This window comes from Limnobacter sp. CACIAM 66H1 (assembly GCF_001601825.1).
In the GTDB taxonomy this organism is placed as follows: Bacteria; Pseudomonadota; Gammaproteobacteria; order Burkholderiales; family Burkholderiaceae_B; genus Limnobacter.
This window is the reverse complement of record NZ_LUJK01000008.1, coordinates 20,840-39,159: the sequence shown is the minus strand read 5'-3', so window position 1 is coordinate 39,159 and position 18,320 is coordinate 20,840. Positions and strand designations below refer to the sequence as shown.

Here is an 18,320-nt window from a genome sequence, read left to right as displayed (position 1 = left end):
GCCGACTGGGCGTTGCGCCAGCGGTGACTCGGAGCTGAACTTGCAATGGGTCGCACGATGACCAGTCAGAAAACTTGCCGGCTTGGTGCGCCGAGACTAACGATCGCGCCCTGGCGCGAAAGCCAAGACCCGACCGTTACTTTTGGATGGCTTGGCTTAGTGCAGGCTCAAGACGACAAGCCGAAATGCCAAGTTTTCGGGCAGCGGTGACCCTGCAAGCTCAGCTCTCAACAAACCAGTCCAGTGCGATACAAGGTACCCACGCCGAGTTGAGCAAATAACCGCAACGAACGGCGACCCTTCAAGCTCAGTTCCCAATAAACCAGTCCAGTGCAACACAGGCAACCCATGCCAGGTTGGCAAGAAACAGCTGCGACGAGCCATCAAGGCAACAAAGCCTCGATCTGATTTTGTATCCAGGGTTTCACGGTTTGAAGCCAATTGGACTGCAACGGGTCAACTACTTCTTTGTTGGAGGTTGAACGCAGCCACGTTATTTGCCGCTTGGCCAATTGGCGTGTAGCAGCGACACCCCGGTCTATCATTTCCTGCCGTGTGCAATGGCCGTGCAAATGCTCCCACACTTGCCTGTAACCGACACAACGCATCGAGGGCATGCTGTCATCCAACACGTAATTGTGACGAAGCTCGATGACCTCTTCTACGAGGCCCTGCTCCAGCATGTTCAGAAAACGAGACTCAATGCGCTTGTGCAGGACAGACCGGTCAGACAGTTCGATAGCCAGGGTGGGAATTTGCAAATCGGCCTGCTGATCCCGCTGATGAAAGCTTGAAAGTGGCTGGCCGGTAATTTGAAAAACCTCCAGCGCGCGCTGCAAACGCTGGGAGTCATTGGGCTTTAAGCGCTGGGCTGTAAGGGGGTCTACCTCGGCGAGGCGAGCGTGAATGGCGGGCCAGCCCTGCTCCAAGGCATGTTGTTCAATGGCCTGGCGAATTTCAGGATTGGCGGCAGGAAGGTCGTCCATGCCACTGATCAGCGTTTTGTAATACATCATGGTGCCGCCCAAAATAACAGGCACTTTGCCTCGCGCACGGATATCCGCAATCAGCGCATGGCATTGAACGACAAACTCAGCGGCGCTGAAAGTGTCGCTTGGTGTGATGAGATCGATTAAGTGGTGCGGCACCAAAGCCAGTTCTTGAGGGGTGGGCTTGGCGGTTCCGATGTTCATGTCCCGAAACACCAGTGCCGAGTCGAGACTGATAATTTCTATCGGGAACCCCTGATCGGCCATCCACAAGCCCAAGGCAGACTTGCCCGATGCCGTGGGCCCAAGTACAGCCAGGGCTGGAATAGTGCCGATGCTCACGTGATTCAAAGCCCCCCCTGTGCTCTATTGGCCGCGCAAAAACCACTTGTCCATTTCAGACAAACTGAAATGACGCCATGTGGGCCGGCCATGGTTGCATTGATCCGACCGCTCGGTGCGCTCCATGGAACGCAATAGCGCATTCATTTCAGGTACGGTGAGCTTTCTGTTTGCACGCACTGCGGTGTGGCAGGCCAAGCCAGCCAGCCATTCATTGCGCTGGCGTTCAAGCACATGCGCCACGCCGTACTGGTGCAAGTCTTCAAGCCACTGTTGCAGCAATGCAGACAAATCCTGACCCGCCAACATGGTGGGCACGGCGCGCACCGCGATTTCCTGAGTTGAAATGAGACTCAAGCGAAAACCCAGTTTTTCCCAAAGGTGCTGACCATTGTCGACTTCACTGGCTAGGCGAGGATCAATTTGTACCAACAGAGGCACAAGTAACTCTTGGGAAGAGATGGTTTGCTGATTGTCCAGCGCATTCTTGAACTGCTCATAGAGAACACGCTCGTGGGCTGCATGCATATCGACCACCACCATGCCATCGGGACGCAAAGCGAGAATGTAAATACCGTGTACCTGCGCAATCGCCTGTCCCAAATACTCAGACAATTCTGCATGATCGGCTGCCTGGCTTTGCTGGCTTTCTTGCACCAAGGGTCGCGGCGTAATTACGGCAGGACGCGGCGCGGATTCAATCGGGCGATAGGCTTGAATATAATCGGCAAGCTCCTCCCGCAGGAAAGGAAGCGCTGCACTTTTTGCTTGAACCTGAACCACTGGCGGGGAAGCGCTGGACGCTCTCCACACATTGCCATTGCCTGACACGGAGGGTGTGACGACAGAAGGTGCCCCGACCTCCACACTTGCGGACGAATCACTGAGAGGAGCGACAGCCCTGGAAGGAGCAAGACAGGCCTGAATCGATTGACGCACCCATTGATGCACTGCCCGCGCGTTTCGGAATCGCACCTCTGTTTTCGCGGGGTGCACATTCACATCCACCTCATTGGCGGGTAAATTCAAAAAAAGCACAAAGGCGGGAAATTTGTCGCCATGAAGTACATCTTCATAGGCTGACCGGACCGCATGCCCAATCAGTTTGTCTTTCACAAAGCGGCCATTGACGTAGAAAAACTGCATATCGCCTTTTCCACGGGCTGCGTCAGGCAGGCCAACCGCACCATGCAATTGCATATCGGCAGTTTGGACGTCAATTGGCTTGGAGGCACCATTGGCCATGGTTTCGAGAATGCTGAAGACCCGAGCACTCCAGCTGCTTTCCTGAAAACGGCTTTGTAATTTGCCATCCCGATACACCAGCCAGGTGACCGAGGGGTTGGCCAAAGCCATGCGTTTAACGACGTCCAGACACTGAAAAAATTCAGTTTGCTCTGTTTTCAGGAACTTGCGGCGTGCGGGTGTACTGAAGTAAAGCGATTGCACATCGACCGTGGTACCAGGGCTTGCCGATGAGGGCTCGACAAGCCAGCGCCCACTTTGGTTACTGATGCTGTATGCGCATTCCTGACCTTTCGGATAACTGCTCAGCGTAAACTGACTTACTGAAGCAATTGAGGCCAAAGCCTCTCCTCGAAAGCCGAGGCTCATCACACTTTCAAGCTCACTTAGCGATTGAATTTTTGAAGTGGCATGACGTGTGACCGCCAACTCGAGCTCGTCTTTGGGTATGCCTTTGCCGTTGTCCTGAATGCAAATTCGTTGAATACCGCCACCATCAATGCGAATGGTGATCTCCGACGCACCCGCATCCAAAGCATTCTCAAGCAGTTCTTTAACAACTGACGCTGGACGATCAACCACTTCGCCTGCGGCAATTTGGCTGATCAATACATCGGGCAACAGGGATATCGGGCGGTGGTTCATCCACTCATTATAAGTGGCAGCGCGCCCGGTTTAGGTCAGGGGAGTGCGGGCGACAGGAGGGTTCTTGGCGAAGTAATTTGCAATACCCTTGGCGATCGCTTCAGCCAATTCCTGTTGATGGGCCGGGTTGGCCAGTTTTTTCTCTTCATCCGGATTGCTGATGAAGGCCGTTTCAATCAGGATAGATGGAATATCAGGCGCCTTCAGTACGGCAAACCCCGCCTGTTCCACACGCGGCTTGTGCAATCGATTCACCTTGCCCAAATTGCCGAGAACGGCATCGCCCAACTTCAAGCTGTCATTGATTTGAGCGGTGGTCGACAAATCGAGCAGAACGCGAGCCAATTGCGAATCAGTGCCTTTGATATTGACCCCACCGATCAAATCCGAGGCATTCTCCTTGTTGGCGATCCACTTCGCAGCAGTGCTTGTAGCGCCTCGTTCGGATAGAACATACACCGACGATCCGCCCGCAGTGGGACGAATAAAGGCATCTGCATGCACAGAAACAAACAAGTCAGCATTGACGCTGCGGGCCTTTTGCACACGTGTATTCAAAGGTACAAAAAAGTCACCGTTGCGAGTCAACATGGCCCGCATGCCCGGCATTTTGTCAATTTCTGCCTTCAGTTTTTTGCTGATGGCCAACACCACATTTTTTTCGTAAGTGCCCCCTTTGCCAACTGCACCAGGGTCTTCACCGCCATGCCCTGGATCGATCGCAACCGTGATCATTCGTCTCAGTTCTGGAGACGGCTTCTTCTCAACAGGTGCATTGGGCTGTGCCTTGGCAACTTCGGTTTTACTCCCGCCTTTTTCAGGAGTGACACCTTCCAGCTTTAAAGTGCCACTGGTCTCCGATTCCGCCAAGCGCAGCGCACGAGAAATTTCGTCCTCTCGCATCGCCGGGTCATCCGACTTTTTTAGCAAAGCCAGCAATGGATCTGCCGGATTCTTGGGGTAAAAATCCACGACAAACCGATTTTGATACTCGGCGATTGGATCAATCGTGAAAATTTCTGGTTTGACTTCCGCCTTCAGATCGAACACCAGTCGCACAGTGTTCGCATCGTATTGTCCGACCCGAATTTGTTGCACATAAGGGTCTTCGGGATGCAGGCGACTGGTGAGGTCTTTCAGCGTGTTGTCGAGTCGCATGTCAAGCAAATCGATCACCATGCGCCACGGATTCTCAATCAGGAAGTGTTTGTACTTGATCGCGCCCGCGTGCTCTAACGTAACCCGGGTGTATTCATCAGCGGGCCACAGGCGTACATCGACAAACTTAACCTGGTCAGCAGCAAAAGCGCCCACAGGCATCAGTTTCAGAAGCATTCCTGCTCCAACGGTTTTCAACAAATCGCGACGCGAATTCATAGGCTATTGTTGTTCGTTCAGTTGTTCAACCAAGTGCTGCCCATATACCGACAGGGCTTTCACCTCAATGCTTCGCCCAGTGGTTTCCTGGCCTGGCTGCTGGTGATAACTGAGCTGAATTTCGAGATCCGCTCGAGGAAGCAGGCCACCAGCCTTCTCAGGCCATTCGACCAAACAAATGGCATTTTCCTCGAAGTAATCACGAAATCCGGACTCCTCCCATTCATTTTGATCGAAGAATCGATAAAAATCAAAGTGATACACAGAATAATTCGAGAAATTGTAAGGTTCTACCAACGCATAGCTGGGACTTTTAACTGCACCCTTCACTCCCAAGGCCCGCAAAAACGCCCGCACCAATGCTGTTTTGCCTGCACCCAAGGGGCCTGACAGGTAGATGCGAAGCGGCGCTTGCGCAAGTTTGGCTAGCTTTTCCCCTACACTGTGGGTTGCGGCGTCGTCGGGTAAATAGCGGGTATAAGTTTTCATGCAGGCTCATCAAGAACAAGAGAACTGGGCATTGTTGCAACGTGTGGCCAAAGCACAGGGTTTGGGCTGCATGGGTGTCAGCGACACCCATTTGCAGGCCTGTGAGCCACATTTGCAAGCCTGGCTAAACCAGGGCATGCATGGCGAAATGGCCTACATGGAGCGCCACGGACTAAATCGCCTGAATGCAGACACCCTGTTTCCCGGTGCGATTCGAATCGTATCACTGCGTGTGCCTTACGTGCCTGAAACAACGCTGAACCAGCCTGATGCGACGACATTCACCGAGAAAACCCTGATGGAAATCGAAGTCCGCAACAAACCCTATGTGAGTTTGTATGCGCGTGGACGTGATTACCACAAAGTAATACGGCAGCGTCTGAAACGGTTCGCCGCTGCTGTGAATTCCGAGGTAGGTGGATTCGGGTTTCGTGTCGCTGTGGACAGCGCTCCCACCGCTGAAGTCGAAATTGCACGCAAGGCTGGCTTGGGCTGGCGAGGCAAACACACTTTACTTATTCACCCCGAGGAAGGCTCCCTGTTTTTTTTAGGTGAAGTGTTCACGAACATGCCTTTGCCTTTGAGTGGTGAATTTGGCAAAAACCACTGTGGTACGTGTACCAGCTGCATCACAGCCTGCCCTACCCGCGCAATTGTAAAACCCTACCAGGTGGATGCCCGGTTGTGCATTTCTTACCTGACCATTGAACACGACAGCGAAATACCCCTTGAACTTCGCCCGCTCGTGGGTACACGAATTTATGGTTGCGACGACTGCCAACTGGCATGCCCGTGGAACAAATTCGCCAAACCCGCGCAGTACGCCGACTTCAATCCGCGCGCCGAGTTTGATAAACCCGACTGGTTTGCCATGATGCGCTGGACCGAGGAGGAGTTTTTAAAAATAACCGAGGGCAGCGCCATTCGCCGTATTGGCTACAGGCGGTTTAGACGAAATTTGGCCGTGGCTGCCGGCAATAGTGTAGGTGTTATAGGAATGCGTGAGGCACTGCTCGAAATGCGCTCAAGCGCCGATGCATTCCTGATGGAACACATCGACTGGGCTTTATCCCGGCTTGATTAATCAGTGAACACTTATTTTGCTGGGCGAACAATGGTGTGTGCTTCGCCCTCAACACGCGGGCGAACCGCGCCCACTTGATACACCTTTTCACCCGCTGCGCTTAACAAATCGATTGCAGCCTTGGCTTGTTCTGCCGGCAGCACCACAACCATGCCGATGCCGCAGTTGAAGACGCGGTTCATTTCATCAAACGGCACTTGACCGTTTTGCTGCAACCACTTGAACAGCTCTGTTTCTGGCCAAGTACCACGGTCGAGCTCGGCCACCAAATTGTCGGGCAACACACGTGGAATGTTTTCGACCAAACCACCACCAGTGATGTGAGCCAGCGCATGAACCGGCACCTTCTTGATCAACTCAAGCACAGGCTTCACATACATGCGGGTTGGTGCCATGATGGCCTCGCGCAAAGGCATGCCATCACAAAGCTGGTTTAAATCGGGTTGGGCACGTTCCAGAATTTTTCGAACCAGCGAAAAACCATTGGAGTGAATGCCATTGGACGCGAGGCCCAAGATCACATCGCCGGCCTTCACCTTGCTGGCATCCAGAATTTCGGATTTTTCAACAATGCCTACCGCAAAACCAGCCAAGTCATATTCACCGTCGGGATACATGCCTGGCATTTCGGCGGTTTCACCACCAATGAGCGCACAACCCGCCTGTTCACAACCATAAGCAATACCGCCCACTACGCTTGCGGCTGTTTTAACGTCAAGTTTGCCGCACGCAAAGTAATCGAGAAAATAAAGGGGCTCTGCGCCTTGCACCAAAATATCATTGGCACTCATGGCCACCAAATCAATACCCACGGTATTGTGAATGTTCCACTCAAAGGCCAAACGCAACTTGGTACCCACACCATCCGTACCGGAGACAAGCACAGGTTCCTTGTACCCCTTGGGTACTTCGAACATGGCGCCAAAACCGCCAATACCAGCCAGCACTCCTGGGCGCATGGTGCGCTTTGCCATAGGTTTGATTGCGTCAACCAGATCATCACCGGCTTGCATATCAACGCCGGCGTCTTTGTAGGTCAAGGGAGAATTCATTGAAATTCGGTCCGAAAAATTGTGGTGCTGGGTTGCTTGCTTCAGGTTTATGGCCACAAGCGCGAGTGGTTGTATTTTAACCGAGACAGGGCGTAAAAAGTGTCATTCAAGGGTATTATTGGGGGCTGCTCGATTCCCCCCGCTTTGGCAATGCCCATGCAACAGTTGCTTCTCGATGTGTTCACGCCGCCTAGGCCGACACTGTCCAACTTTCTGGTTGGGCAGAACGGGCAACTTGTGCATGAACTGCGAGAACTGATCCAAATGAAGGGAACCAGTCCGTTTGTATACATGTACGGACCTTCAGGTTGCGGAAAAAGTCATTTGCTGCGGGGCGTGGCCAGTCAACTGGGAGTGAATGTGCTTGCCGGCGGCAATCGCTTTGTGTTCAAGCCCGGCGAACAGGCCTTGGTGATCGACGACATTGACCGCCTGACCCCATACTCCCAGGTGCAATTGTTCAATGCGTTCAATTCAAGCATGGCCGAGAGCAAACCCAGTAAAATCGTATTGGCGGCTGAGCACCCCACCACCGAACTGAAACTGCGTGATGACTTGCGCACACGCATTGAAGCTGGCTTGTGCTTGCGGGTGCACCCCCTGAGCGATCAGGAAAAACATGCCGCACTGCAAGCCACGGCGAAGTCGAGGGGCCTGCAGTTGAGCGAAGAAGTGATTGAGTATGCACTTCGCTATTTCCAGCGTGACATGGGCTCGCTAATGGCGGTGATGGACGGGCTGGATCGCTTTTCCCTTGAACAACAAAAACCAGTGAGCGTGAATTTGCTGCGCCACTGGATGAAACGACGAGAAAGTCTGGTAATTCGAGAATATGAAACTCGCACTGTTTGACCTGGACAACACCCTGTTGCCCATTGACTCTGACCATGGATGGTCGCAATTCCTCATCAACAAAGGTGTACTGGACCGGGCCGAATTTGAGGCGCGCAACAATCAGTTTTTTGCAGACTACAAGGCAGGTACACTGAACATCGACGAGTTTTTGGACTTTCAATTGCGCCCGCTGCGCGACAACAAACGTGCACAACTGGCGGCTTGGCACCATGAGTTCATGGCTGAAGTCATTCGACCCAACTTGAAACCAAGCGCAATTGAGCTGGTAAAACAGCACCAGGCGGACAATGCCGTGTGCGTGATCATTACGGCCACCAACAGCTTTATTACCCAACCAATTGCACAGGCATTTGGAATTGAAGCCCTGATCGCTACCGAACCTGAATTGGTCGATGGTGAATACACAGGCAAGGTCACTGGTGTGCCCAGTTTCAGGGAGGGCAAAGTGACCAGACTGAACGAGTGGTTGGCCGCGAAGAACTGGACTTTGAGCAGCTTTGAGAGCAGTTACTTTTACAGTGACTCCATCAACGACCTGCCCCTTCTGGAATGCGTGAGCCACCCGGTTGCGGCAAACCCCGACAACAAACTGGCTGAAATTGCACAAACACGCGGCTGGCCTGTCCTTGAGTTGTTCAAATGATCAAGAAACTGTTCAAACGAATGTTTTCCAAGCCAGCCACGCTGGGGCGTGAAACCCCGGGGCCTCCTGCTGCTCACTTGAACCTGGGGACGCCCAAGAAAGTGAAAGCAAGCTACGGCGTGCACAAACCCAAGGTATGGGGTGTAGCCGAGCACAAAATTGATCGCCGCCTGGTCAGCCACAATGCGATTCGTGTTTGCGAAACCTTGCAAAGTAAGGGTTACAAGGCATTTGTTGTGGGCGGCGCTGTGCGCGATTTGCTCTTGGGCATGCGTCCCAAAGACTTCGACGTGGCCACTGACGCAAGCCCTGAGCAAACCCAGCGGCTGTTTCGCCGCGCACGGGTCATTGGCAGGCGATTTCAAATTGTGCATGTGATGTTTGGCCCTGAAACCATTGAAACCTCAACTTTCAGAGCCTTGGCCAGTGCTAGCAATGAGAAAGATGAGCATGGCAGGGTGCTGCGCGACAATGAATTCGGTCGGCAAGACGAAGACGCCTCAAGACGCGACTTCACCGTCAACGCCATGTACTACGACCCCAGCACGGAAACCGTGTGGGACTACCACCATGGCATGGAAGACCTGCGCGCGCGCGTGCTGCGCATGATTGGGGAGCCAAGCCTGCGCTACCGCGAAGACCCGGTTCGAATGCTGCGTGTGGTGCGTTTTGCAGCCAAACTGAATTTCGAGATTGAACCAGCCACCTACGCGCCCATCGCCGAGTTGTCTGACTTGCTGCGCAATGTGCCCGCCTCGCGCCTGTTTGATGAAATGCTGAAGCTGCTGATGAGCGGCTCGGCCATGGCCTGCCTGAAAGGCTTGCGGGAAGCTGGATTGCATCATGGAGTGTTTCCCTTGCTCGATGCAATTCTGGAACACCAACGCGGGGAACCCTTCCTGACCGAGGCTTTGGCCCGCACCGACAAACGCGTAAAAGAAGGCAAGCCACTCAGCCCGGGCTTCCTGTTTGCCTGCTTGTTGTGGCATTTGGTGCTTGAAAACTGGGAGAAAAAATTAGAACAGGGGGAACTGAAATTTCCGGCACTGTTTGCAGCGATGGACGATGTGCTGGCCGAACAGGCCGAGCGCACGGCCATTCCGCGTCGCCTAACCGGCGACATGCGTGAAATTTGGGCATTTCAACCACGTTTCGAAAAACGTGCCGGCAAGGCGCCATTCCGCATGCTGGAGCAACAGAAATTCCGGGCATCTCTCGATTTCTATGAATTGCGTGCCATGGTGGGCGATGTAGACGCCGATGTTGAATTGGCTGAATGGTGGCGCGAATTCAGCGATGGCGATGTCAACAACCGCCAAAACATGCTGGACGCCCTGCGTGGAACACCTGCAGGTACCGATGGGACAGTCAAGAAAAAACGTCGGCGAAGAAAGCCAAAATCCGGTGGAAGTACGCCCGGCCACGGCCAGGGACTGCAGGGCGAGTGAACCACACAGTGAGCCATGCATTGAACCCGGCAACAGACCACAGGCTGTGCTACCTGGGTTTGGGTGGAAACTTGGGACATCCCATGACCCTATTCGACGAAGTCTTCGAGTATTTCCGGACCCATGCTTGCGCGCAAGCGGTGCGAGAATCGCTGCGGTTCGAAAGTGCCCCAGTCGATGCCACAGGTCCGAACTATGTGAACTCCGTGCTGGAATTGATGTGGAGAGGGAGTGCTGAGCAACTGTTACATGAATGCATGACAATCGAGGCACAATTAGGGCGCATTCGTACCACGCGCAATGCCCCTCGGCCCATCGACGTTGATGTGCTCTTGTTTGGTCAGGAAACCGTTAACACTCCACAACTGACAGTGCCACACCCCCGTATGCATTTGCGGCGCTTTGTACTGGAGCCGTTGTTGCAGTTAAACCCCGAAATTGTGATACCCCGCCTGGGTCTGGCAAAAAACCATCTGCCCGGCACGCTGGACCAGATCGTCAAGGCAATTTGAACTTTTTTTCCAATACCAGCCTCACCCCTGCGCTACACTGAGGCCGCGCGTAAGCCACCGATCGGAGAATAAAACTTGTTGTCAGAAAAGTATCGCCACATCGTGATTGAAGGCCCCATCGGCGTGGGAAAAACCTCGCTGGCCCGACTGATCGCCCAGCGATTTCAAGCAGAGCTGTTGCTTGAGAAACCTGAAGACAATCCCTTTCTTGAGAAGTTTTACCAAGAACCCGCCCGTTACGCCCTGCCCACTCAACTGTTTTTTCTGTTTCAGCGAATTGGGCAGCTGAGGGATTTAACCCAGCGGGACTTTTTCGAAAACATGGTGGTCAGCGACTTTCTGCTGGAAAAAGACCGCATGTTTGCCAGCCTGACACTGGACGAAGAAGAGCTGAAGCTATACCAGCAAATTTATCAGCACCAGAGCCCACAAACCAGCGTGCCTGATTTGGTGATTTACCTGCAAGCCTCGCCGCAAGCACTCATTGAACGGGTACAAAAACGCGCAACGCCCTATGAGGTGAATATCACCGAGGCCTATTTGTCGCAGTTGAGTGATGCCTATAGTCGGTTTTTTTACCACTATGACGACGCGCCACTGTTAATTGTGAACACCGAGCATTTAAATCCTGTTGACCATTCCGAAGACTTTGATTTGCTGTTAAACCAGATTGACGGGATGAAAGGTCGACGCGAGTTTTTCAACTGGTCTGAGTAACACCTACCCCTCACGAGAGCACACCATGAGCGCACAACCCCAAGCTACTGCTGGCAGCACCCGCAAGGCTGTTACCTTGCCCACGTTGCTTGAGATGAAAAAAAATCAGGAAAAGATCGCCATGCTGACCTGCTATGACGCCTGCTTTGCCAGCGTGCTCGATGCCAGCGGGGTGGATGTTTTACTAATTGGTGATTCACTAGGTATGGTATTGGCCGGGATGCCTAGCACCTTGCCTGTGACCATGGACATGATGGAATACCACACGCGCTGTGTGGCCGCAGGCAATAAAAATGCATTTGTGGTGGCTGATATGCCGTTTGGCAGCTACCAGGAAAGCGTAGAACAGGCCTATCGAAATGCCGCCAAACTGATGGCAGCAGGCGCAAACATGGTGAAACTTGAAGGCACTGCATGGCTGGCTCCGACAGTGGAATACCTGACCACACGAGACATCCCAGTGTGTGCCCATTTGGGCCTGACGCCGCAATCGGTCAGCGCCTTGGGCGGTTATCGCGTGCAAGGCCGCGATGCCAAAGCCGCGAAAACTCTGAAAACCAATGCCAAAGCCATGCAGGAGGCTGGCGCCCAAATGGTGCTGTTCGAACTGATTCCGGGCAAACTTGCGGCCGACATTTCCAAAAGCCTCTCAGTACCCACCATCGGCATTGGCGCTGGGGTTGATTGTGACGGACAAGTTTTGGTACTACACGACATGTTGAATGTTTTTCCGGGCAAAAAACCGAAGTTTGTACGCAATTTCATGGATAATCAGCCCTCGATTCAAGCTGCTGTGCAGGCCTATGTGTCTGCCGTGAAAGACAAATCCTTCCCCACAGCAGAACACACATTCTGAGTATTTGATGAGACAGATTTCTTCAATTTCCGAACTGCGCGATCAACTGCGTGGCCAAAACCGCGTGGCTTTTGTGCCCACCATGGGCAATTTGCACGAGGGCCACATGTCCCTGATGCGAATTGCTGCCAAACACGGCGACCCGGTTGTAGCGAGTGTGTTTGTAAACCGCTTGCAGTTTGGCCCGAATGAGGATTTCGACAAGTACCCGCGTACCATGCAGGAGGACGCGGAAAAACTTGAGAAGGAACAGGTGTATGTCATGTTTGCGCCCACCGAGCGCGACCTCTACCCCGAGCCACAGGATTATCGAGTAAAGCCGCCAGACGATCTGGGTGGCACGCTGGAAGGTGAATTTCGCCCTGGCTTTTTTGAGGGCGTCTGTACTGTAGTTACCAAATTGTTTAACTGCGTCCAGCCAAAAGTGGCCGTATTTGGCAAGAAAGACTATCAGCAACTGATGATTATTCGGCGCCTGGTGGCCCAGCTGGCCATGCCGATCGAAATTATTGCAGCCCCCACGGTACGGGCCGAGGACGGTTTGGCCCTTTCGTCGCGCAACCGCTACCTGAATGAGAAAGATCGTGCCGAAGCGCCATTTTTGTATCGACTTTTGAATGATCTCTCGAATCAGGTAAAATCGGGTCGCCCGAATTTGGACCAGTTGGTACAATTGGAGCGCGTTTGCGCCGATACACTGGCGAACCGTGGCTGGAAGCCCGATTATTTTGAGGTACGCAGGCAATCAGACCTGCAACGCCCCACCGATGAAAACCTGTCCGATCAAACGCCGCTGGTTATACTGGCCGCGGCCAAGCTGGGTCAAACCCGCCTGATCGACAATCTGGAGATTGACTGATGCATCGTGAGATGTTGCTCGGAAAAATACACCGAGCCAAAGTAACCCACTGCGAACTGCACTATGAAGGTTCTTGCGCGATTGATGAAAATCTTCTCGAGGCGTCAGGCATTATTGAATTTCAGCGCATCGACATTTACGTGATTGACAATGGCGAGCGTTTTTCAACTTATGCCATCAAGGGCGAACGCGGGAGCGGCATGATTTCCCTGAACGGTGCAGCTGCACGCCGTGCCCAAAAGGGTGATTTGGTAATTATTGCGGCCTACGGCACGCTGGATGATCAGGAATGCAAAACATTTCAGCCCAAGCTGGTGTTTGTGGATGACAACAATGTGATTGCCGAGCAACGCGGGCACATTCCAACCCAGCAAATGTGATTAAACCAAGCAGTGTGGTAACTCAGGCGGAAGCGCGTTTCAAGCGATCATTGACCGCTTCCCAATCCGGGGTTTGCCCAGGCTTTTCAAACAATACTTGCCTGCACGCCAGTTCATCGGCCTGACGCAAAGTGGCGTAAAGCGCCTTGGCGACTTCGCCAGGTTTGTCACTCAAGGCTTCAACCAGCACTTCCCCGAACTTTTCTCTCAGTGCATCGGCCTGCGCCAGAAATTCATCGGTCCAACCCACACACAAGGTTTTATTCTGCAATTCCAAGGCAGCTAATTCGCCAGCCGGTAATACCCACACCTTGGCATCAGGGCTGTAGTGTTTTTCAAGCGCACCGGAAACCCGCGGATTGGAATTTGGAGTTTTGGATACCTCGCCGTGACTTTTCACAGGCACGCCCAACACTGCCTCTATTTGCTCAGCGGTAATGGCGCCAGGCCGCAGTATGGCAGGCTGATCTTCCAACAATGAAACAATGGTCGATTCAATACCTACCTCAGGCACATCACCATCCAGAATAAACGGAATTCGGTCGCCAAGCTCAGCCAACACATGGCTTGCTCGAGTGGGACTGACCTTGCCAAACCGATTGGCCGAGGGTGCTGCCACCGGCACACCAGTGGCTTTTAACAGCTTAATTGCAACCGGGTGCGAAGGACAGCGAATCCCCACTGAAGTCTGCCCGCCAGTCACTTCGAAAGGCATGCGCTCGCCTTTGGGGACCACCAAAGTGAGTGGACCAGGCCAGAACGCATTCATCAACTTGTGCATCGTAGCGGTCAATTCAGCCACCCAGCCGGTTAAATCGGCACCGGGGGCCACGTGGGCAATCAGCGGGTGTTCTGAGGGTCGCCCCTTCGCCTTGAAAATGCCTTCAATAGCGCCCAGCTGAGAAACAGCTGCACCCAAGCCAAACACGGTTTCAGTTGGGAAAGCGACCAACTCGCCGCTTTGAAGCGCCTGAGCGCAACGCTGAATGTGAATATCACTTGGATCCAGCAGCGCGGCATGCAAGTGAGGTCTGCCGGAATCAGTCGTCGTCATCGCCAATGCCAAGAATGTCTCTAACTTCTTGTGCAACCGCCAGGGCACGGTCGAGGGTTTCTGCAATCACCGTGATGTGGCCCATTTTGCGCCCTACCCGGGCTTGTTCCTTGCCATACAGGTGCAGCTTCACCTCGGGAATGGCCAATACCTTTTCCCAGGCAGGTTCACGAATGCTGCCATCTTCGCCATACCAAAGGTCACCCAGCAGGTTCACCATGACGGCGGGGCTGTGCTGGCGAGTGTCGCCCAATGGCAGCCCGGCAAGCACGCGAGCCTGTTGTTCAAACTGGCAAGTGACACAGGCGTCAATCGAATAGTGCCCGCTGTTGTGCGGGCGCGGTGCAATTTCATTGACCACCAAGCCAAGATCATCGACCACAAAAAACTCGACGCACAGCACCCCCACGTAATCAAGTGCCCCGGCAATTGAAATAGCATTGGCCCGTGCTTGAGCGGCCATGGCTTCATCGATGCGGGCTGGCACAATGGTTGTAGCGAGGATACCTTTGCGATGGTGATTTTCCGCCACAGGAAACGTCGCACATTCACCCTTGTGATCGCGGGCGACAATCACTGACATTTCTTTTTGAAGGTTAAGGCGTTTTTCAAGGACGCAGTCCACCTCATTCAAATCGGCAAAAGCCTTTCGTACCTCGTCCAGCGTTTTCACACGAACCTGACCCTTGCCGTCATAACCCAAACGGGCCGTTTTCACGATACCCGGCAGCAAGTGCTCCAAATCAGCGGTGATGTCGGCCATGCTGCGAATGGCCGCATGGGGTGCAACTGGCACGCCGCAACCAGTGATGTACGCTTTTTCTTCAATGCGGTTTTGCGCAACACCCACTGAAAACGCTGATGGACTCACAGGAATGCTTTTGGACAAGGTGTCGAGCGCCAAAGCAGGTACGTTCTCAAACTCGGTGGTGACACCCACACAACGCTGGGCCAAGCGCGCCAAGCCCTGATCGTCGAGGTAATCGGCAAGCACCTGATCATCAGCCACGGAACCAGCGGGGCCGTTGGCGGCGGGATCCAGCACCAACACGCGATACCCCATGCTTTGCGCTGCCATGCAGAACATGCGGCCCAACTGGCCACCACCCAACAGGCCTAGCCACTGGCCAGGTTTAGCTGTTTTGAATTCGATCTTGCTCATGTGTTTGGCTTAAGAATCAACGCAAAGGAGGCAGTTCCATTTCACGGGCCACATTCGACTGGCTTACGCGAAACTCCTGCAATTTCTGGTTTAGTTCAGTGTCGGTCAAGGCCAAAATAGCGACAGCCCCCAAAGCGGCATTGGCCGCACCCGCCTCACCAATCGCGAAGGTGTGCACTGGAATGCCTTTGGGCATTTGGACAATCGACAACAGTGAGTCTTCACCACGGAGGTACTTCGAGGGAACTGGCACACCCATCACCGGCACAATTGTTTTGGCCGCCAGCATGCCGGGCAGGTGGGCCGCACCACCAGCACCGGCGATAATGACCTGAATGCCGCGGGTGGCTGCTGTCTCCGCGTAAGCAAACATTTCATCAGGCATACGGTGAGCTGAAACCACACGGGCTTCATAATCCACTCCAAAATCGCGCAGCACCTGCACGGCGTTTTTCATCACTTCCCAGTCGGAAGAGGAACCCATGACTACACCCACTTTGGGATGGTCGGAGGTGTGCATGTGTGTGGCTTCGGTCATTTGCTTATCCAATCCAAAGGCGGCCAGTCAAAATTTCATAGGCTTGTCGATACTTGGCCGCTGTTTTGTCAATGATGTCTTGTGGAAGTGTAGGCGCTGGTGCCTTTTTGTTCCAGCCCGGTACGCTTTCAAGGTAATCGCGTACAAACTGTTTGTCGTAAGAGGGTGGCGAAACACCCACCTGATATTGGTCGGCTGGCCAAAAACGCGAAGAGTCGGCGGTCAACACCTCATCCATCAGGGTCAAGGTACCGTTTTCATCGAGACCAAATTCAAATTTGGTGTCCGCAATAATAATGCCCTGGCGTGCGGCATAATCGCTGGCCTTGGTGTACAAGGCAATCGATACGTCACGAATTTGTTGGGCTAGGTCACGGCCAACTACATCGCTCATGGTGTCGAAGTCGATATTCTCATCATGCTCACCCATGGCGGCCTTGGTGGCTGGCGTGAAAATTGGTTCATCCAGCTTGGCAGCCATTTGCATACCAGAAGGCAATTTGATGCCACACACGGCACCTGTGGCCTGGTAGTCTTTCCAGCCAGAACCAATCAGGTAGCCACGTACCACCGCCTCGATTGGCAAAGCTTTCAGTTTTTTTGACGACCATGGAACGTCCCTTGATCTGCGGTGCTTCTTCGGCCGACACCACTGTTTCGGGAGCTACTCCAGTCAGATGATTGGGAACCACATCAGCCAGAATGTCGAACCAGAACTGGGCCATCTGGGTCAGCACCATGCCTTTCTCGGGGATGGGTTGGTCCAGAATGACATCGAATGCGGACAGGCGGTCACTGGCCACAATCAACATTTTGTCGTCGCCAACGGAAAAATTTTCCCGAACCTTGCCTCGGTGCAGCAAAGGCAGGGAAGTCAGCTTGGTTTCAAACACAGTACTCATTCAAATGGCCTCTTGGGATTCAGGCTTTAAAAATAAAACACGCGGGGCTTAGCCCGCGTGAGCTTCTACAGGCTTTTTCTGGCTGTTTACTGAACGATTTGCGCGAGTTCGCCCTTGGCATATTTCTGTGCAATTTCGCTCATGGCAACTGGTTTGATCTTCGCGCCCTGCCCTTCACAACCAAACTCCATGTAACGCTGCTTACAAATTTGCTTGGCCGCTTCACGCGCGGGTTTCAGCCACTCACGCGCGTCGAATTTGTCGGGGTTCTCGAACAAAAACTTACGCACTGCGCCGGTCATGGCCAGACGAATATCGGTGTCAATATTGATTTTGCGCACACCATACTTGATGGCTTCCTGAATTTCCTCTACGGGAACACCGTAGGTTTCCTTCATTTTGCCACCGTACTGATTGATGATGGCCAGCAATTCTGCGGGCACCGACGATGAACCGTGCATTACCAAGTGGGTATTTGGAATACGGGCATGAATTTCCTTCACGCGTGAAATGGCAAGGATATCGCCAGTGGGTTTGCGGCTGAACTTGTAAGCACCGTGGCTGGTTCCGATGGCAATGGCCAAAGCATCCAGTTGAGTCGCTTTGACAAATACGGCAGCCTCTTCTGGATCGGTCAGCATTTGGCTGTGATCCAACTTGCCTTCAGCGCCAATGCCGTCTTCTTCTCCAGCTTCACCAGTTTCCAGGTTACCCAAACAACCGAGTTCACCTTCAACAGTCACGCCCACCTTGTGAGCCATTTCCACCACCTTGCGGGTCACCTCAAGGTTGTAATCAAAAGAAGCTGGCGTTTTGCCGTCTTCCATCAGAGAACCATCCATCATGACCGAACCAAAGCCCAGGTCAATGGCGCCCTGGCAAACCTTGGGGCTGGTGCCGTGATCTTGGTGCATAACCAGCGGAATGTGCGGAAATGCTTCCACAGCCGCCTGAATCAAGTGCTTGATGAATGGCTCACCCGCGTACTTGCGGGCACCAGCGCTGGCTTGAAGAATGACAGGCGCGCCAACTTCATCAGCAGCGGCCATGACGGCCTGAACCTGTTCCAGGTTGTTCACGTTGAACGCGGGAATGCCGTAGCCGTTTTCAGCGGCATGGTCCAACAGTTGGCGCATGGATACGAGAGGCATTTCAAAGTCTCCGAAAAATA

Annotated in this window: 18 protein-coding genes and 1 pseudogene; 9 read left to right on the top strand and 10 right to left on the bottom strand. The window is 53.4% G+C overall.

All coding sequences use genetic code 11. The features are described from left to right. Window positions 1-383: 383 nt before the first annotated feature. From miaA to tsaE, 4 genes are read right to left on the bottom strand one after another with little or no spacing between them, the layout of a single operon-like run. Window positions 384-1,340: a tRNA (adenosine(37)-N6)-dimethylallyltransferase MiaA gene (gene miaA / locus A0129_RS03965; RefSeq protein ID WP_291712611.1), complete on the bottom strand. Its 957-nt coding sequence runs from the start codon at window positions 1,338-1,340 to the stop codon at window positions 384-386. A gap of 15 nt (window positions 1,341-1,355) precedes the next feature. Next, entirely contained in the window at window positions 1,356-3,221 is a 1,866-nt protein-coding gene (gene mutL, locus A0129_RS03960; protein WP_291712609.1) for a DNA mismatch repair endonuclease MutL, read from the bottom strand. Window positions 3,222-3,251: 30 nt separating this feature from the next. Continuing rightward, window positions 3,252-4,556: an N-acetylmuramoyl-L-alanine amidase gene (locus tag A0129_RS03955; RefSeq protein ID WP_291712608.1), complete on the bottom strand. Its 1,305-nt coding sequence runs from the start codon at window positions 4,554-4,556 to the stop codon at window positions 3,252-3,254. Between the two features lie 45 nt (window positions 4,557-4,601). Further along, window positions 4,602-5,087, bottom strand: coding sequence for a tRNA (adenosine(37)-N6)-threonylcarbamoyltransferase complex ATPase subunit type 1 TsaE (gene tsaE, locus A0129_RS03950; RefSeq protein WP_291712606.1), 486 nt, complete (start codon window positions 5,085-5,087; stop codon window positions 4,602-4,604). Here tsaE and queG point away from each other — a divergent pair. Then, window positions 5,086-6,171 carry a tRNA epoxyqueuosine(34) reductase QueG gene (gene queG, locus A0129_RS03945; protein ID WP_105027045.1) on the top strand — a complete coding sequence of 362 codons (1,086 nt, stop codon included), beginning with the start codon at window positions 5,086-5,088 and terminating at the stop codon, window positions 6,169-6,171. The two genes, tsaE and queG, sit on opposite strands and share 2 nt — an antisense overlap. Window positions 6,172-6,182: 11 nt before the next feature. Here the strand turns inward: queG and purM are convergent, their stop codons facing one another. Then, window positions 6,183-7,223 carry a phosphoribosylformylglycinamidine cyclo-ligase gene (gene purM, locus A0129_RS03940; protein WP_105027046.1) on the bottom strand — a complete coding sequence of 347 codons (1,041 nt, stop codon included), beginning with the start codon at window positions 7,221-7,223 and terminating at the stop codon, window positions 6,183-6,185. Window positions 7,224-7,379: 156 nt separating this feature from the next. Between purM and A0129_RS03935 the strand changes: the two genes are divergently transcribed. The 8 genes from A0129_RS03935 (at window position 7,380) to panD (ending at window position 13,493) form a co-directional block, all read left to right on the top strand. Then, entirely contained in the window at window positions 7,380-8,075 is a 696-nt protein-coding gene (locus A0129_RS03935) for a DnaA/Hda family protein (RefSeq protein ID WP_291712604.1), read from the top strand. Beyond that, a complete protein-coding gene (locus tag A0129_RS03930; RefSeq protein ID WP_105027048.1) occupies window positions 8,056-8,721 on the top strand; it encodes an HAD family phosphatase in 666 nt (221 codons plus the stop codon). The genes A0129_RS03935 and A0129_RS03930 overlap by 20 nt, the downstream gene beginning before the upstream one ends. After that, entirely contained in the window at window positions 8,718-10,169 is a 1,452-nt protein-coding gene (gene pcnB, locus A0129_RS03925) for a polynucleotide adenylyltransferase PcnB (protein ID WP_291712602.1), read from the top strand. The genes A0129_RS03930 and pcnB overlap by 4 nt, the downstream gene beginning before the upstream one ends. Continuing rightward, window positions 10,166-10,681, top strand: coding sequence for a 2-amino-4-hydroxy-6-hydroxymethyldihydropteridine diphosphokinase (folK, locus tag A0129_RS03920; protein ID WP_291712600.1), 516 nt, complete (start codon window positions 10,166-10,168; stop codon window positions 10,679-10,681). Before pcnB ends, folK begins: the two co-directional genes overlap by 4 nt. A gap of 75 nt (window positions 10,682-10,756) precedes the next feature. After that, the gene (locus A0129_RS03915) at window positions 10,757-11,398 is read left to right on the top strand and encodes a deoxynucleoside kinase (protein WP_040513349.1); all 642 of its coding nucleotides are present in this window, start codon (window positions 10,757-10,759) and stop codon (window positions 11,396-11,398) included. Between the two features lie 25 nt (window positions 11,399-11,423). After that, on the top strand, window positions 11,424-12,254 hold the full coding sequence (gene panB, locus A0129_RS03910; protein ID WP_291712599.1) for a 3-methyl-2-oxobutanoate hydroxymethyltransferase: 831 nt from the start codon (window positions 11,424-11,426) through the stop codon (window positions 12,252-12,254). A 7-nt stretch (window positions 12,255-12,261) separates the two neighbouring features. Next, entirely contained in the window at window positions 12,262-13,113 is an 852-nt protein-coding gene (panC, locus tag A0129_RS03905) for a pantoate--beta-alanine ligase (RefSeq protein ID WP_291712597.1), read from the top strand. Next, on the top strand, window positions 13,113-13,493 hold the full coding sequence (panD, locus tag A0129_RS03900; protein WP_008251515.1) for an aspartate 1-decarboxylase: 381 nt from the start codon (window positions 13,113-13,115) through the stop codon (window positions 13,491-13,493). The genes panC and panD overlap by 1 nt, the downstream gene beginning before the upstream one ends. A 22-nt stretch (window positions 13,494-13,515) precedes the next feature. Here the strand turns inward: panD and A0129_RS03895 are convergent, their stop codons facing one another. The 5 genes and pseudogenes from A0129_RS03895 to fba form a co-directional block, all read right to left on the bottom strand. Then, complete coding sequence (locus A0129_RS03895; RefSeq protein WP_291712594.1) at window positions 13,516-14,547, bottom strand: L-threonylcarbamoyladenylate synthase; 1,032 nt, start codon at window positions 14,545-14,547, stop codon at window positions 13,516-13,518. After that, window positions 14,534-15,709, bottom strand: a complete 1,176-nt coding sequence (locus A0129_RS03890; RefSeq protein ID WP_291712592.1) for a 5-(carboxyamino)imidazole ribonucleotide synthase — start codon at window positions 15,707-15,709, stop codon at window positions 14,534-14,536. Before A0129_RS03890 ends, A0129_RS03895 begins: the two co-directional genes overlap by 14 nt. A gap of 16 nt (window positions 15,710-15,725) precedes the next feature. Further along, window positions 15,726-16,247 (bottom strand): 5-(carboxyamino)imidazole ribonucleotide mutase, encoded by a 522-nt coding sequence (gene purE / locus A0129_RS03885; protein WP_291712590.1) that lies wholly within the window; start codon window positions 16,245-16,247, stop codon window positions 15,726-15,728. Between the two features lie 4 nt (window positions 16,248-16,251). Then, window positions 16,252-17,149: pseudogene (locus A0129_RS03880) on the bottom strand (phosphoribosylaminoimidazolesuccinocarboxamide synthase). 86 nt (window positions 17,150-17,235) lie between these two features. Next, window positions 17,236-18,300, bottom strand: a complete 1,065-nt coding sequence (fba, locus tag A0129_RS03875; RefSeq protein WP_291712588.1) for a class II fructose-bisphosphate aldolase — start codon at window positions 18,298-18,300, stop codon at window positions 17,236-17,238. Window positions 18,301-18,320 lie beyond the last annotated feature (20 nt).